General features: G+C 57.1%; 13 protein-coding genes and 1 pseudogene. 2 read left to right on the forward strand and 12 right to left on the reverse strand.

Features of this window, described 5'->3' with window-relative positions:
• Positions 1-125: 125 nt before the first annotated feature.
• Positions 126-226: pseudogene (locus tag VMP31_RS00330) on the forward strand (IS5/IS1182 family transposase); the annotation flags it as partial.
• Positions 227-451: 225 nt separating this feature from the next.
• Here the strand turns inward: VMP31_RS00330 and VMP31_RS00335 are convergent.
• The 4 genes from VMP31_RS00335 to VMP31_RS00350 all read right to left on the reverse strand — a co-directional run bounded on the left by VMP31_RS00335 (position 452) and on the right by VMP31_RS00350 (position 4,127).
• Positions 452-1,597, reverse strand: a complete 1,146-nt coding sequence (locus tag VMP31_RS00335) for an ATP-binding protein (protein ID WP_325502917.1) — start codon at positions 1,595-1,597, stop codon at positions 452-454.
• Positions 1,598-2,094: 497 nt separating this feature from the next.
• The gene (locus VMP31_RS00340) at positions 2,095-2,685 is read right to left on the reverse strand and encodes an antibiotic biosynthesis monooxygenase (RefSeq protein WP_325502919.1); all 591 of its coding nucleotides are present in this window, start codon (positions 2,683-2,685) and stop codon (positions 2,095-2,097) included.
• Between the two features lie 211 nt (positions 2,686-2,896).
• A complete protein-coding gene (locus VMP31_RS00345) occupies positions 2,897-3,184 on the reverse strand; it encodes an alpha/beta hydrolase fold domain-containing protein (RefSeq protein WP_325503068.1) in 288 nt (95 codons plus the stop codon).
• A gap of 313 nt (positions 3,185-3,497) precedes the next feature.
• Entirely contained in the window at positions 3,498-4,127 is a 630-nt protein-coding gene (locus VMP31_RS00350) for a LysE family translocator (RefSeq protein WP_325502921.1), read from the reverse strand.
• Positions 4,128-4,225: 98 nt separating this feature from the next.
• Here VMP31_RS00350 and VMP31_RS00355 point away from each other — a divergent pair, with 98 nt between their 5' ends.
• Entirely contained in the window at positions 4,226-5,698 is a 1,473-nt protein-coding gene (locus VMP31_RS00355) for a PLP-dependent aminotransferase family protein (protein WP_325502923.1), read from the forward strand.
• Between the two features lie 200 nt (positions 5,699-5,898).
• Here the strand turns inward: VMP31_RS00355 and wrbA are convergent, their stop codons facing one another.
• The 8 genes from wrbA to VMP31_RS00395 form a co-directional block, all read right to left on the reverse strand.
• Positions 5,899-6,498 (reverse strand): NAD(P)H:quinone oxidoreductase, encoded by a 600-nt coding sequence (gene wrbA / locus VMP31_RS00360; RefSeq protein WP_325502925.1) that lies wholly within the window; start codon positions 6,496-6,498, stop codon positions 5,899-5,901.
• Between the two features lie 157 nt (positions 6,499-6,655).
• Entirely contained in the window at positions 6,656-7,270 is a 615-nt protein-coding gene (locus tag VMP31_RS00365; protein WP_325502927.1) for an AraC family transcriptional regulator, read from the reverse strand.
• A 108-nt stretch (positions 7,271-7,378) separates the two neighbouring features.
• The gene (locus VMP31_RS00370; protein ID WP_349255720.1) at positions 7,379-7,990 is read right to left on the reverse strand and encodes a response regulator transcription factor; all 612 of its coding nucleotides are present in this window, start codon (positions 7,988-7,990) and stop codon (positions 7,379-7,381) included.
• Between the two features lie 23 nt (positions 7,991-8,013).
• On the reverse strand, positions 8,014-11,187 hold the full coding sequence (locus tag VMP31_RS00375; RefSeq protein ID WP_325502930.1) for a sensor histidine kinase: 3,174 nt from the start codon (positions 11,185-11,187) through the stop codon (positions 8,014-8,016).
• Positions 11,153-11,956, reverse strand: coding sequence for an alpha/beta hydrolase (locus tag VMP31_RS00380; RefSeq protein WP_325502932.1), 804 nt, complete (start codon positions 11,954-11,956; stop codon positions 11,153-11,155). Before VMP31_RS00380 ends, VMP31_RS00375 begins: the two co-directional genes overlap by 35 nt.
• 24 nt (positions 11,957-11,980) lie before the next feature.
• Positions 11,981-13,579 (reverse strand): MFS transporter, encoded by a 1,599-nt coding sequence (locus tag VMP31_RS00385; RefSeq protein ID WP_325502934.1) that lies wholly within the window; start codon positions 13,577-13,579, stop codon positions 11,981-11,983.
• A gap of 2 nt (positions 13,580-13,581) precedes the next feature.
• Entirely contained in the window at positions 13,582-15,420 is a 1,839-nt protein-coding gene (locus VMP31_RS00390) for an amidohydrolase (protein WP_325503070.1), read from the reverse strand.
• 143 nt (positions 15,421-15,563) lie between these two features.
• Positions 15,564-16,139 carry an antibiotic biosynthesis monooxygenase gene (locus tag VMP31_RS00395; RefSeq protein WP_325502937.1) on the reverse strand — a complete coding sequence of 192 codons (576 nt, stop codon included), beginning with the start codon at positions 16,137-16,139 and terminating at the stop codon, positions 15,564-15,566.
• Between the last annotated feature and the right edge of the window lie 9 nt (positions 16,140-16,148).

Consider the following 16,148-nt stretch of genomic DNA (forward strand, 5'->3'; position numbering starts at 1 on the left):
CCCGATATCCCCTAGCAAAAAATATCATCAGCCCTGCCATGTACGACCTCGCCCCTACTACCCAGACAGTTACTGGCTACGAGAAGCCAGCGGAGGCATGCGTTTCTTTCTAGGGAAGCGCCGGTTACAAGAAGCTGAGCAAGCATCGCTCGCGGTACAAAGCCAAGCGCAAGATCGAGAAAGCCAAGGCCCAAGTGCGCGATTCAAACATCCGTTCCGGGTGATCATGTAAAGAGGCTGCGCCCATTCCCCTGTCATCCATTCAAAAAAGTGATTCGCCAAGCGAGCTCTGCACGGGTGAGCTGCACATCACAGTAAGCCATGTTGATACCTCCGATCCCGCATTGTGTAGCGGATGTTGGTTGGGCATGCCATGCCGGTGGTCGTCAGGAATCCTTAACGAATAGGAGGAATGCGGCAGCGACTAGGACGCGAACTAGGTGTACGGCTGTCATCGGTGTGAGCTCATTGCGAGTCTTTCCCAGTGAAGCCAGCGACGTCTGCGAGTTTGCTTTTGGCGGTAGGCCAGCGGTCCGGTCAGTGTCAGTTGAACGTGACTACCCCGGCCCGGTGCGCTGTGGACATTGAGCGTACCGCCGATCTTAGCGGCGTGCTCGTACATGCCTTTCAGGCCCCAGCGGTCACCCGATTTAGTAGCTTGCAGATAATCAGGGAGAATTCCACAGCCGTTGTCGATCACTCGCATTTCAAACTGTCGCGGGTTGTAGTCCAGCTCAACCCGCACCCTACTGGCATGGGCGTGACGAAAGGCGTTGCTAACGGCCTCTCGTGCCAGTTGATAGAGCTCGTCGCAGACCACAGGGTGCAGCACGTATGGCTCGCCGGCCACCACCACCAGGTAGCTAATATCTTGATGAGCTAGTGACTGCTCTAGATTGCGCAGTACATGGGCCAGGTCGACAGAGTCGTGCTGCACGTTGCGCAGGTCGTACACCCTGTCACGCCCTTCGCTAAGCATCTGATCGGCACGGTCCAGGGCCCTTTCTAGCTGACTGCGGGCAGGCTGATCGGCGGGAAGGCTTTCTGCCACGGCCTGCACATGCAGTATCAACCCATGTATACCCTGTAGCAGAGTGTCGTGCAGCTCGCGGGCGATGCGTTCTCGCTCGCTATGGCGCTCTTGCAGGCAAGTACGCAGGCGATTAGCTACTAGCCGCATGTTGATGCGATAGATCAGATGCAGCACGCAGAGTAGTGTGCCCCCAGCGAATACCAAGAACATCGGATGACGATGGAGTACCGGGGCGATGCTGAAGTCCAGTTCGGCGTCCTTTACGCTGGGCACACCATTCTGGTTGAGAGCCCTGACTCTGAACCGGTACTCGCCTGCTGGTACGTCGGTGTAGATCGCTTCTCGCTGGAGGCCAGCGATGTGCCAGTCGTGGTCGTAACCGTCGAGGCGATATAAAAAGTGTAAGCCATCGGTAGTGGACAGGCTGTGGGCGCTGTAATAGATAGCCAGCTGTTGACTCTTTGCCTGCAATTCTGGTTTTGGCTTGAGTGAGACCGTTTCGTCGTCGACTACCAGTGATTCGATACGCACTTTAGGTGGAGAGCTGCTCTGCAGTGTACGCATGGGGTCGATGCCGACAGCTCCTTTTTGGGGCACGAACCATCGCTGGCCTTGGCTGGTACTTACCGCAGTAGGCAGAGCCAGAGCGAGATGGGGATCATTGGCCAGGCCGTACGACGCTTGTGCCAAGGCGTGGATCGCCTCTCGGCCCAGATCGACGGGAGGTGCCCCCCGGCCTGGGATGGAGCGGAGGCCGTCGTTGCATAGTCCACCCCATAGGCCGTCGTCGCTGCTCAGCAGGCCAGGGCTGCTGTCATTTAGCGTCCAACGACGATGTTCTAGTTGCTCCAGGTCGCGCCTGTCCGCCAGACCGCATGTGCAATATAGCAATAGGTATAAAGCAACCAGCGCCATCAGCGGTTGGCGCAGAGAAGCGACTGACTGATTAGACGCGTTCAAGCTGATTTTGCGCCCACTCGAATTTGTAGTCGGCAATTTACCCCCGGCCGGGTTAGCTGCTCAGCCAGTTGCTGGGCATGGCATGGCCTACTCACCTCCAGCTAACTAGACATCGAGTTTGCGTTCTGGCTTTTCTGGACAGCGAAGAGCCGCGTGGTGATGGGCATGAACAGATACACCACGAGCAATACGATGCTCAGGGTGATCACTACGTTGCTCGGCAGATATCCTTCGAGCCAGGGAATGCGTTGAGACAGCGGTTGCCAGAGCAACGGTGCGAGTATGCTCAGCGCCAAAGTCACCAGTAGGATCACCAGAAAGTTCATGCAGGTCTGTTTCCAGCGTGGTAGCGGCTCTTGGTCTGAATGCGGCACGAACCACAAGGTCTTGTCCTGAGCGATTTCCAGCTGGTCGCCGGAGTGCAGTAGTGGCTCGACTTCGGCGATCAACTGGCGTCTTTGTTCCGAATTGATCCAGTTCTGCAGCTGTTCCAGGCTGGCAAAGCGCAGCACGCAGATAAACTCTGCCATGGAGGTCTGGCGGCTGCTCGCCACGTTCACGCCCAGGTGGCCGGGGTACTGGCTGGCAGTAGTGATGATGCGCCGCAACCAAGCTTCGTAACGTGATACACGGCACGGACGAACCTGATGGCGCACCACCAGGGTGACTGTTTCTGACTGCGTCTTTCTCATTCGGGAGACTCTGCTCGACGTCTCGTTTTTGTCGATCCAGCAGCGCGCTTCGATGAGTGCTGCTGGTTGATAAAGATCATCTGGCTGTTCTGCGGGGTCAGGACTTCGGTTTTCGGATTGCTCATAGAGGCTGCCTGTCAGTGATGCAATGGTCTTTGCAAGCGCCCTTCCGGCTTTCTGTCGCGGTGCCTTCGGGTAGGCGAGAGGACAATTACAGAGCGGGCGGCACCTGGATTGGACGGTTTTGCTGCTTTGGTATCAGGTTGCGGTTATCAATCCAGGTGCTCGCGTAGCGCAGCAGTGACCGTTGCGCCGGAGGCGTCCAGACTGGGCCATAGGCCTCGCCCTCATAACGCAGCACGTTCATCTCAGTGGTCCGTATTAGTGTTGGCGGCAGCTGATCCGGGCTGGTGCGCAACGGTGATACAACCATCTTGGTTTGCAGCTTCGAGTCAGTGGTGTAGTTGCTCCAGAACCATTCCATTATGCCGCGGAGCAGTAAGAGCTTTCTGTAGCTGGTTAAGAAGGTGTTGTTGAAACCTGCATCTTATTGGGGGGTATGTAACTCGATGATTTGCTACTAACTGCACCTCTATTCGTGAGGCCGCAGAATAGATCTTCTTTTGGCATTGCTGTCCCACTTCGGCATGCATGCGAACATTTCTCTAAGTGACCGTTTTGTGAGGCGGCCTGACAATGCAATACCGAACCACTTGGCTAAGCGCGCCTGTAACGTCCAGAGCGGGTTACTCTCCTGCCAAATACCTACCAGAGCGCCTGAGATGAAAGTGGTGGTGCCGACAATCCGTAGATCATTCAAAAGCACTAATACCCATGACTACTCCACTAATAATTATTACACCACCGCTAGCGCGCTTACTCCAAATAGCCACAGAAGGGGCAGCCAACCGCCCTGCCACCTTGCCTGCCGTTAAAACGTAAACGCTTGACGCCAAGAGCTTGACAAGAACAAATAGCAGCACGAGTGAAAACAAGTTTCCGACTTGCAGGCTCTGAGGATTTTCCACAAACTGTGGTAGTAACGAGGAGAAAAAAAGAATTTTCTTCGGCTTACTGATCCCTGCCATGAAAGATCTTCCCCAGAGTACTGGTATACGCTCACCGGTTACTTGCGGCGCGCAGCCTACTCGATTACTTTTGACTATTAGGAGAATATGTAAACCTAACCACAGGAGGTATATCGCACCTGCGAACTTTATGAGTGTGAGAATGTTTGGATTTGCTAGTAGTAATGAGCCGATACCCAGCAGCGAGCAGCTCGCAAGCACTGCAACAGCTAATAGATTTCCTGTGTAAATCAAGATTACCCGGCCTGGGCTATATATCAGGACATTATTCACTAAAAAAATTGTCGATGGACTAGGTGACCCAGCCTGAGTGGCAGCGATCATCGTGAACAGCAAATATTCCGTGAGCGACATATCAAGCACATTAGGGATTTCTTTGGGGCGGTTCGCTACAATATGTGCAAGGTGGCCCAGCAGATAGGGCCATATTAGAGAGATTTATATGGACCATTATGGGCAAAGGTAAGCTTCCATCTGGTGTGGACCTTCCGCTTCCAGTGAGCTCGCCCGGCGTAACAAAGCAAGATCGGGCTTACCAAGCTATACGAGATGCGATCCTGAAAGGTCTGCTGCAGGCGAATGATCGGTTACCGGCGACACGAGCTCTCTCGAAACGTTGGTGTGTAGCGCGCGGCACTCTGGAGAGCGTATTCGAGCGGTTGCAGCTCGAGGGTTACATCGTTCGCAAGGTTGGTTCTGGTAGCCATGTCAGTGCAATTATGCCGGACAGCTATCTGAGGGCCGTCAGCGATGGCGAAGCTGCTCTGAATGAGCCGATAGAGGCCGAGGAAGTGGTCGTCCGGCAGGTACGGGATTATCGGGCACGGGTCGGGGTTCCTTTTGTCGCACGCTTGGCCAGCCCTTTGCTTATTTCGCCTGCTGAATGGGCTGCGCACCTACAGCGGGCAGTGGCTACGATAAAGCCCGAGCAGATGTGCAATGTCGAACCACAGGGTGCTTCGGTCTTGCGCCACCAGATAGCTAAATACTTGCGCAATCATCGTGGAGTTGACTGTCGCGCCGAGCAATTGCTCATTACCAATGGCATCCGTCATAGCATTGACCTGGTGGCTCGCTGCGTACTAGAAAAAGATGATTATGTATGCGTCGAAGACCCTGGTTACCCTGCAGTCCACCGGATATTTGAGAAAGCAGGAGCCAACCTGTTGTTTGCCCCTATCGATCATGAGGGTGTCAACTTGCGTGGCATATCTAGGTCAGCTAAATGTCGTCTTGCCTATGTCACGCCAGCTCATCAGTCACCTCTTGGAGTGATCATGTCGGCCACCCGTCGCCTGGAACTGCTTGACTGGGCGCAGCGCCAGAATGCTTGGATTATCGAAGATGATTACGACAGTGAATTCAACTATCAAAGTGCACCACTGCCCGCATTGAAATCTATTGATTCGACGAACCGTGTCATCTACTGCGGCAGCTTTAATCAGGCGCTATTTTCAAACTTGAGGCTGGGTTATATTTTGGCTCCACCGGAACTACATCATCGTATCCTGGCTTTGTGGCATACGATAGGACGTAGTGTAGGAGTATCAGAACAGTTTGGTCTGGCGGAGTTCATGCGAGGCCCCGCGTTCTTGAGGCATATACGCCGTGCTCGCAAAGAGTATCAAATTTTGCGTGACATTGTTCTTGATACGTTGGTTACTGAAGCGCCGGGCCGCTATCGCATTACTGGTGAACATGCTGGTTTTCACTTAATACTATGGTTGTCCCCGGACCACGACGAAGAAGTATTAGCCAATGGAGCAGAAAAGCTGGGATTGGTACTCCAGCCGCTTCGAAACTCCTGCCACGAGATCGATTTGCCCTCTGCATTTATATTGGGTTTTGCAGCTTTGACTCGAACGCAGGCAAGGTACGCTGCTCATCAACTTGCACGCCTACTGATTGCTACTCCGTTAGCATGAAAACGTTCGAGTAGGCTTGTCACGCTTACAGGGGCGAGCTGAAGCTAAGCTTGTACTCACCTGTTATCTCACGGTCGCCTATGACCGCTTTTTGGGCAGTTCTTGGTTTTGCGCATCTGGGGATTGCGCATACCTTCCTTAGTATGGATGTTGTTTTAGAGCTTCCCTAAGGAAGCTCTAAGCGGGGAATGAACTTGGTTTTAGCCGTGCAGCTTTGATGCGATTCGAGCAACGTGCTCGCCCTGATGGCGTGCGATTTCCAGCTCACGGTCATCCGGCTGCCGAGAACCATCGCCACCGGCGATGGTAGACGCACCATAAGGCGTGCCGCCTCCTACTTTCGAGATATCGAACAGTGCTGGGGTGGTATAGCCGATTGGCACGATGATCATTCCGTGATGAGCAAGTGTGGTCCAGGTGGAGGCAATGGTCATTTCCTGGCCACCGCCCGTGCCGGTTGAGGTAAACACGCTGGCGACCTTTCCAGCCAGAGCGCCCTTGGCCCAGAGGCCACCGGTTCGGTCGAGGAAGTTGCGCATTTGTCCGGACATATTGCCGAAGCGAGTCGGAGTGCCGAAGATGATTGCATCGAAATTTTCCAGTTCCGACGGCTGTGCCTCTGGTGCGCTCTGATTGGTCTTGCCGCCCGCTGCAGCGAAGGCTTCTGGGCTCATCGTTTCAGGGACCCGCTTTACCACAACCTCTGCCCCTGGAACGCTGCGCGCCCCTTCGGCGATCTTGTTCGCCATGGTCTCAATGTGGCCATACATGGAGTGATAGAGCACTAAAATTTTAGCCATTGCTAGTTCCTCATTTCTGTAAGTTTGCGCTGCCTGAAACACCCGTGATTCGGATGTAAATCTATTTAGTTCGCCCCTCTCTCTAGGCTCCGCCATACCACACAGCACAGTTTGGATTAGCGCTGGCGGCAAGCCCTTGAGCTTCGATAGCCCTGCGCTATGCGTTGCACACTGAGGCCCTAACAATGGCCAGTGCTCTGGGGGTGGAACTGGTCTGTTCCTCGTATAACCCGGCATCGCACAAGCGTCGCCAAGCCTGAGGTGTAACCCCGATCTGGCGGCGGAAGGTACGGATGAAATGAGATTGGTCACAGAATCCATGGCTGTGGGCGATGTCGGTCAGCGAGGAGTCGGTCGTGAGCATGATCTGTCGCGCAGATTCGATGCGGCGACGTGCGACGTAAACCAGCGGCGTTACACCAAAGGTATTTTTGAAAGCATGCGAGAAGTAGCTGACACTCAGGCTGAGAACAGCAGCCAACTGATTTGTGCGTATTGATGAGTCGAGGTTCGCGTCGATGTAGTCAACCACCCGTTTAGTTTGCCAACTGGATAGGCAGCCATGGCGGCTTTTTAACTGACTATCGCTCTTTTGCAACATGACCAGGGCGCGGGTCAGGCATAGGCAGGCTGAGTCACGGTCAATGCTCAGGTGCGCTTGAGCATCGCTAAGCAATTGCATGACGCCGTCATAAGCTTCGTCGGAAATACAGCGCTGAGTCTGGCTGTCTACTGCGGTTGCCGGGGTAACGGCATGCAAGGTGGCACGCATGGCGGTGCTCCACTGTGGATCTATATGTCCATGACACCATGCTATGCCGTGCACTGATCGTGCATAAGACAACAATGGGGGGGGCGCGCACCCCTCAAAAGTGGGGTATTACACAGTGATGATGCCGCGCTGAATGCCGAGAGTGACCGCATGGGTGCGATTGCTGGCACCCAACTTGTCCATGATGCTTCTTAAATGCCCCTTGATAGTGTCCTCCGTGATCATGAGTTCCGCGGCGATTTGCTTGTTGGGTTTACCCATAGCCACACATTGCAGAACCTGGATTTCACGAGCGGTCAGGCAGTCGTGGCTTAGGTGATCAGCCAGTTCAACAGCTATCTCTGCGGGGAAATGGCTGTTGCCTGCAGCAATAGAGCGGATGGCATCCAGCAACTCCTTGCGCAGGCTACTTTTCAATAAGTAGCCGATAGCTCCCGCCTTGATTGCATGTAATGCCCGTACATCACCCCGATAGGTGGTCAGAATGGCAATGCGCGCGCAAGGAAACTCGGCGCGAATGGCATGAATCGCCTCGATGCCATCCATCTCGGGCATTTGTAGATCCATCAGGGTGACGTCCGGGCGCAGCGAGCGAAATAGCTGAAGCGCTTCGCAGCCATTGGTCGCCTCGCCGACCAGCGCTATGTCTGATTGGGCTTCAAGGACGGCGGCTATACCCTCGCGCAGCAGAGGGTGGTCATCGACGACCAGCACGCGTATCTGTTCATTCTCTGGGTGCACACTTAGGGCCTCAATTGGGTCAATACACGTAGCCACTGGCTGAGACGTCGCGGGATACGTCGATAGGCCGTTAATGCGGGTACAGTCAGTTGAATTTCAGTGCCACTGTGGGCGCCTCTTTGAATAGACAACCGCCCGCCGATTTTTTCGGCCCGTTCCAGCATGCCGTGTAAACCCCAGTGATTGGGGCGGATATTGGGCGGCAGATACTGTGGGTTGATGCCGCTACCATTATCGCCAACGCTCAGCTGAAATGCGTGTTTGGTGTAGACGATCTGGATTTCCACGTTCTGCGCATTGGCATGTCGAAAGGCGTTCATGATCGCTTCACGGCCTATCCGGTAGCTTTCTTCACCGACTATAGGGTGCAGTGGCAGTGGCGTGCCGTGGCTGCTCAGGGTAAAGCGCGTACTGCCTTCTAGCTGCAGCTCACTCGTGACAGCGGCAAATGCATCGATCAGGTTCAGAGCCGGCTCGTTCAGATCACGCAGATTATTCACCCGCTCTCGCGCCTCCACCAAAACCTGATCTGCGCGGTCTAGCGCTCTCTCCATTTTGGATCGTGCTGGATGAGTGCTGGGGATTTGCTCAGTGGCGGCCTGGAAACTCAACATAAGGCCCTGCACACCCTGAAGCAGGGTGTCATGCAGTTCACGGGCGATTCGCTCGCGCTCGGCATGTCGTTCCTCAAGGCGGTCACGCAGATGTTGTGCTGCACGGCGAATATTGAAGCGATGCAGCATCCACAAGATGCTCGCTACTGCCAGACCGCTCAGTATCATGAATAGTGGAGTGCGGTAGAACACGGGTCGAATACTGAAGCTCAGCACGGCCTCCTCGGTGCTCAGCAGCCCATCCTGATTGGAGGCTAATACGCGAAATCGATAGTCCCCAGGGCCGAGCTCCGTGTAGATGGCGCTACGTTCTGAACCCGCGTGCTGCCAGTCCGTGTCGAACCCCTCCAACAGATAGCGAAAGTGCAAGCCTTGCATGCCTGAGAGGCTGAGCGCTGTATAAGAGATTTCGATGCTTTTAGGCTCTGCTCCCAGCTGTGACAACTCACTGGGTTCGGGTTCCTTACCATCCACGTTGAATGATTGGATGAACACCTTGGGCGCGGCTTTACTCTGCACATAGCGTGTTGGATCAATCGAGGTCACGCCCTTGCTGGTGCTAAACCATAGACGTCCATCCGTACTGCGCACGGCAGTGGGTAGTGGGAGCACTTGGTGTGGGTCGTTGGCCAGGCCACCCATCACCTCATAGCTGCGGTAACCTATGTGGTAGTGCGGGTCAGCGATAGCGCGCTTTAATTCAGGGGCGGTCAACTGGTAGACCCCGGCTTTGCCATGCAGCCAGAGATCATAGCCACCATCGCCTTCGGGTTCTCTGGGAGGCACGGCTAGAATCGCGTAGATATTGTCGAACAGCCCATTGTCCGGTAGATGAAGGCTGTGGAAGCGCTCACCATCGAAGAAGGCTACTCCACGCTGGCCACCCACCCAGGTGAGACGGCCCTGATGCAGCATCGCGGTGACATGACCCACCTTTAAGCCTTCGTCTGCTCCCCAGTGCCGCTGTCCCTTGTCGTCCTGAGTCACGATCAGGTTATTGCGGTAGCCGAACCAGAGCCTGCCAAGAGGATCGGTGGTGGCGGTAACAGGCATGGATTGGCTTGGTTCTGCACTAGGCGGCGCAACCATTGACCAGTGCCCGCCTCGAAGAACGAACAGCCCCTTGCGGTTGATCGAGACCCACAGGTTGCCCGCTGGATCGAGCGTCATCGCGCGGACGGCTGAGTCCAGCGCATCCTGGGTTGGCAATGAGGCGACTCGCTCGATTTTGTCTCCTTGCGCACGCCAGATACCTTTGCTGCCAGCCATCCAGATATCACCGTTAACATCACCGAAGGCATTACTAATCGGTGCCGGTATATCCAGAGTAGCCAACCCTGTGCTGCTCAGGCGCATTGCCGGTAAGTTGCTGGTACCTGCCCAGATACTGCCTGCCGCACCGGCAACCAATGCGAAATTCTGAGCGTTGTGTGGAAATGCGGCCGAGACCATCGCACTTGGCCGAAAACGGTCTAGACCGGCGCTAGTGCCCACCCAAATATTGCCGTCGACATCTTCGAGTATTGGGAGAACGTTATCTGCACTCAAGCCATCCTTGGCCATAAACGCTTCTTGGTGATTGAGGGCGTCAGTTATCGATAGCACGTTGAGGCTGGCAGAGGCTGGCACATAGCGAACGCCCTTACCGCTGGTACCCACCCATAGCGCCCCGGCGCTGTCGAATAACAAACCATTAGCACCCTCTATTACGGTCACCTGGGTCGCCGCATCGCCTTCGCTTGGCACGATTCGGCGCAGCGAACCACCATAGCGTTCGGCCATCCAGATGGCCCCATCTGGAGCCTGAGCCATTTGACTCACCCAACCAACCGCAATGCCTGCATCGACAAACGCTCGGGCACCCGACGGCAGGTAGAACAGGCGGTCTTCATTGGCTGCCCATAGCGTTCCATCGCGGTCGAGGAGTACCGCGCGGGCATGTCGTCCCGGAAAGTTCCAGTCGCTACCGATACGTTGCCAGGCGTTACCGTCAAACCGTGCCAAACCATCATTGGCGGCGATCCAGACTGCGCCACTGTGATCCTTGGCGATGCTATAGACCACTCCGCCAGGCAACCCTGCGCTGACTGGGTAAGTGGTTATGCCCGTGTCGGTGATCAGGCTTATGCCACCCGCACGAAGACCGGCCCACAAGCCTTCGTCCGCCGCCTTGAGGGCAGAAATAATGCCAAGCGGACTGCCGTCAGGCGGGGCATAGCGCGCGAAGTCCAGGCCATCAAAGCGATAGAGCGAATCGTTGGTTCCGAGCCAGAGATAACCGTCTCGGGTCTGAGCCAAAGCCCCGACCTGGCTAGGGCCCTCATCGGCGACGGTCCAACGGTGGTGCTCCAGCTTGTCCAGTAAGTAGTCGGAGGCCATTACCGCCGAACTAACCCATTGCAGGCAAACCAATAGCGCACAGCATGCCAATGCCGTGCGGGTGCGCCAGCGTTTTCCTGGGGTGACCATCTGCTGATGGGTTGGGGAAGAGCCCAATACGCTAATCACCGCGCGAACCTGAAACAAATCAAAAACGACCCAGCTGATTTTGCGCCCATTCAATTGTGTAGTCAGCTATTTGCTCCCAACCGGGTTCGACGATAAGCCAGTGGCTGTACCCGGCAAAGCACTTGAACGAGGTGCTGGCCGCAGAGCGGTTGTAGTGCCGATAGTTCGACGTCACCACGCATGGCCGTATGCTGTGATCGTTCTCGGCGGCGATCAACAGCAGCGGTGCTCTGCGGTCATTGGCACAATCGACATAGGTGCCAATGCCGAAAGCCGCTTCAAAGAAAATCCGCCCCGGTGCCGGCACGATATGGTTTGCATATAGCCGCGAAAGATCCTGGATCGCCATAGCCTGGGTAAGTTCTCGTAGCGGAAAATATATGACTCGCTTCCAGCTGCCCCAAGCCATGCGCATGGGTATCGCCCTGTAGAGAACGCTCAGGCGAGGTATTACCCCGCGAGGGGGGATCGCTGCAATCGAAACGCCGGCACAGCCAAGACCACGATCCAACAGCATCTGCACGAGCAGACCGCCCAGCGAGTGGCCAATCAGCAAGGGCGGCTGAGGCATGCGCCGAATCAGCGCTGCATAGTGCTCAATAATTTGTCTGATCCCAAGCCGTGGGAAGTCGATATGTGGCGCGTTGCGCAGCCTCTCTGGCGGCCCCTCCGATAAGGGCCAGGGGGGTGCAGTACAGGTGTAGCCGCATGCCCGATAGCGTCTGGAGAAATTATCCCAGACGGCGGCAGACAGCCATTCGCCATGTATGAATAGCACGGTTGTATTCATCCCTGATCCCATGCGCATGTGATTGCGGTTCATGCGTTGACTCCTTGGTGAATGCGCTCAGGTGTGGGACTTAGTGGGGGTCAGGTAGTGATGAATGTGTATGGCGACTCCGACAGCCTGGAACTGGCGAGCCGCAGCCTCGATGCGTTGTTCGGCACGGGTTACCCGGCCGTGGTGGCGCAGATGTTCAAGCCAGGACTCATCAAAGAAAAACTCCAGCCAACGTTGCGGATGCTCACTGTCCTGGACCAGCCCCCAGGAAAAGGCACCATTGCGCATGCGCATGCTGCGTACATCCTGCATGGCAAGGCGAAACTGTTCTGCCTGCGACGGGTCGATTTGGTACTCAAGGGTGACCATTACTGGGCCGCGTTCCTGGTCCTGCTCGTCGCTCAGAATGGGTGCAGGCCAGTGCAGGGACGGCGCCAGGTCTTCGGCCTCGGTGACCGGCAAATGGAAGTGCAGGGTCAGCACGATGCCCACCAGCAGAACCCCGCCTGCGATCAGCAGGGTGAGGCTGATCGACAGGTGGCTGGCGACGAAGCCCCACAGCGCGCCCCCGGCCGCCATGCTGCCGAAGAACACCAGGATGTATACCGACAGTGCCCGCGCCCGCACCCAGTTGGGTACGGAGGTCTGTGCTGCCATTTGCAGGCTCGACAACACGGCGATCCAGGCCGCGCCACTGATCATCATCACCGGTATCAGCCAGTACAGGTTGCGCACCCCGGCCAGCGCGGCAAGCACCAGGGCGTAGAGCAGGCTGGAGCCGGCCACCAGGTGATCGGGGTTCACCGCATCACGGATGCGTGGCAGTAACGTAGCGCCGAGCACTGCACCGATGCCGACACTGCCGAGCAGCAGGCCGAAATCGCTGGCGCTGCCGTTCAGTTCAGCGCGCACGATCAGCGGCAGCAGCGACATGCCGGCACTGGCACCGACGAAGAATGCCGCCGACCGCACCAGCACCGCTTGCAACGGCCGAGAGCTGCGGCTGTAGCGCCAGCCTGCGCGCATGGCTCCGAGCAGCCGTTCCGCCGGGAACAACGCAGGTGTCTGTTCGCGTTTCCAGGTGTACAGCACCGCCATCACCGCGAAGAACGACACGGCGTTCAGCGCGAAGGTGGCCCAGGGGCCGCTCATGCTGACCAACACCCCAGCAATCGCCGGCCCGATAGCGCGGGCGACGTTGATGCCGAGGCTGGACAGGGCGATGGCCGAACCGAGGTCGCGCTTATCGACCAGTTCGGGCGTCAACGCTGACCATGCGGGCATCATCAATGCAGTCCCCACGCCCATGCCCAGGGTCAGGAGGAGCAGCAGCGCGACGGTCATCATGCCGTTGAGCGTGAGCAAAGCCAGGAGCATCGCCACCGCGGCCATCCACACTTGCACCATAAGCAGGTAGCGACGCTTGTCGACGATGTCGGCCATGGCTCCCGCTGGAAGAGCAAGAAAGAACATCGGCGCTGAGCCTGCAACCTGCACCAAGGCAACGTGCATGGGGCTGGCTGACAGCGTCGTCATCAGCCAGCCGGCCCCTACCTCGTGCATCCAAGTGCCGATGTTGGAGGCAATGCTGGCCAGCCATAGCCAGCGGAAAGTGCTATGGCGCAGCGCGCTCCAGGGGGAGCGCTTTTCGATAGTCGTGTCCATGCTCAGAAAGCGAAGCAGGAGCAGCCGAAGGCACCCCAGAAGCCTTGGTAGTCACTGACGGGGACGGATGACCGGCGCACCTTGTCATGGCTGTGCGCATGCACCGCGCAAGGGCCTGAGCATTGGTGCACCTGAGTCAGCAGCGGTGAAGCGGGACGCCAGTGGCCGGGTACCTTGGCAACCGGTGACCAGTCCGGCATGACCGGCAGGCTCGGCGGCGACAGCTGGTCGAATTCCGCGGCACCGTAGACCACTTTGCCGTCGACGACGGTCAGCACCGATTCGATCCACTTGATCGCCTCCTCCTCGACACTGAAGAAGTCCGCCGACAGGGCCGTAAGGTCCGCCAGTTGCCCGACCTTGATCTGGCCCTTCTTGCCTTGCTCTGACGAAAACCAGGCACTGCCATGGGTAAACAGCTGCAGGGCGGTGTCACGGGATAGCCCGTTGGGGTAAAGCTCCAGCCCTCCGACAGTTCGGCCGCTGACCAGCCAATAAAGCGAGGTCCAGGGGTTGTAGCTGGAGACGCGAGTTGCATCAGTCCCCGCACCAACGGGTACGCCTTCGGCCAGCATGCGCTGAATTGGCGGAGTCTGTTCGGCGGCCTTGCTGCCGTAGCGGTCGACGAAATACTCGCCTTGGAAGGCCATGCGATCCTGAATGGCAATGCCACCGCCAAGGGCGCGTACCCGCTCGATATTCTTCGGGCTAATGGTTTCAGCGTGATCGAAGAACCATGGCAGGCCGTTGAAGGGAATGTCGCGATTGACCCGCTCGAACACATCGAGCATCCGCGAAATGGATTCGTCGTAGGTCGCGTGCAGGCGGAACGGCCAACGCTGCTCCACCAGGTGACGCACCACGGGTTCCAGGTCCTGCTCCATAGTCGGCGCAAGGTCTGGGCGAGGTTCGAGGAAGTCTTCGAAGTCTGCGGCAGAGAACACCAGCATTTCGCCGGCACCGTTGTGCCGGAAGAAGTCATCGCCATCGCCAGGCTTGACCATGCCGCTCCAGTTCTTGAAGTCGGTCAGCTCTTCCTTGGGTTTCTGGGTGAACAGGTTGTAGGCGATGCGCACGCTCAACTGGTTGTGCTTGGCCAGCTCGCGAACCACTTCATAGTCGTCCGGATAGTTCTGAAAACCACCGCCAGCATCGATGGCACTGGTCACGCCAAGGCGGTTGAGTTCGCGCATAAACTGGCGTGTCGAGTTGACCTGGTATTCCAGCGGCAGCTTTGGCCCCTTGGCCAGGGTCGAGTAGAGAATCATCGCGTTAGGTTTGGCTACCAGCATGCCGGTGGGTTCGCCATTGCTGTCGCGGACAATCTCGCCGCCCGGCGGGTTCGGCGTGTCGCGGGTATAGCCGACAACCCGCAATGCCGCACGGTTTAGGAGGGCGCGGTCATAGAGGTGCAGGACGAATACCGGCGTATCGGGTGCGGCCTTGTTCAATTCGTCCAGGGTAGGCAGGCGGCGCTCGGCGAACTGGAATTCATTCCAGCCCCCCACGACCCGAACCCATTGCGGAGCAGGCGTGCGATCAGCCTGATCCTTGAGCATCCGCAACGCGTCGACGAGAGATGGAACACCCTCCCAGCGCAGTTCCAGGTTGTAGTTCAGCCCCCCACGAATCAGGTGCAGGTGCGAGTCATTGAGACCTGGGATCACCGTGCGCTTTTGCAAGTCGACAACCTGAGTTGCATCACCGCGGACCGCCATGGCCTCTGCGTCGCTGCCCACGGCAATGAATTTCCCGTCCTTGATGGCCACAGCTGTTGCTTGCGGCTTTTCACGATCCACGGTGTGCAGACGGCCGTTATAAAGGATCAGATCGGCTTTCATGGAACCTCCCGGAGGGTTGGCGAAAGAGCTGCCGGCGGCACCGGCAAAAGGCAGGGCAGACCAGAGTGCTCCCGCTGCGCCGAGAACTGAGCTGGTAGCGAGAAACTGGCGACGGCTTTTGTCTGACAGATCTTCACTCATGATCATTCCTCGCGGCGTTGCGGGTTGAGCCAGGCAGCTAACCAGCGGGTCATCATCGGCATGAAGAAATAGACCACCAGCAGCACGATACTCAGCGTGACCACCACCGCGCTGACGGGATAGGTGCCTAGCCAGGCAATGTGTTTAAAGATGGGCTGCCACAGCTGGGGCACTATCAAACTGAGCGGCATAATGACCAGGAAGGTCACACAGGCCTGCTTCCAGCGTGGCGGAGGCTGATGCTCTGAGGCAGGTACGAACCAGAACTCACGGGCGCTCGATACTTCGATCTGATCGCCGTCGGCGAGCAAAGGCTTTACCTCGGCGATCAACGCCTGGCGATCACTCGAATCCAGCCAGCCCTGCAAGTGCTGCTTGCAGGAAAAGTGCAACACGCAGGTGAACAGAGGCAGTCCATCGCTGTGGCTGCGGAATACATCAATACCCATATGCCCGGCATAACGGCTTGCCGTATCGATGATGCGCCGCAGCCACGCTTCGTATTGCCGCTCATGTCCGGCCTTAACCCTGTGCCTGACAACCAGGGTGGCCGCCTCATTGACCGTATCTACGTCCATATGGACTCC

This window comes from Pseudomonas sp., from assembly GCF_035512415.1.
In the GTDB taxonomy this organism is placed as follows: domain Bacteria; phylum Pseudomonadota; class Gammaproteobacteria; order Pseudomonadales; family Pseudomonadaceae; genus Aquipseudomonas.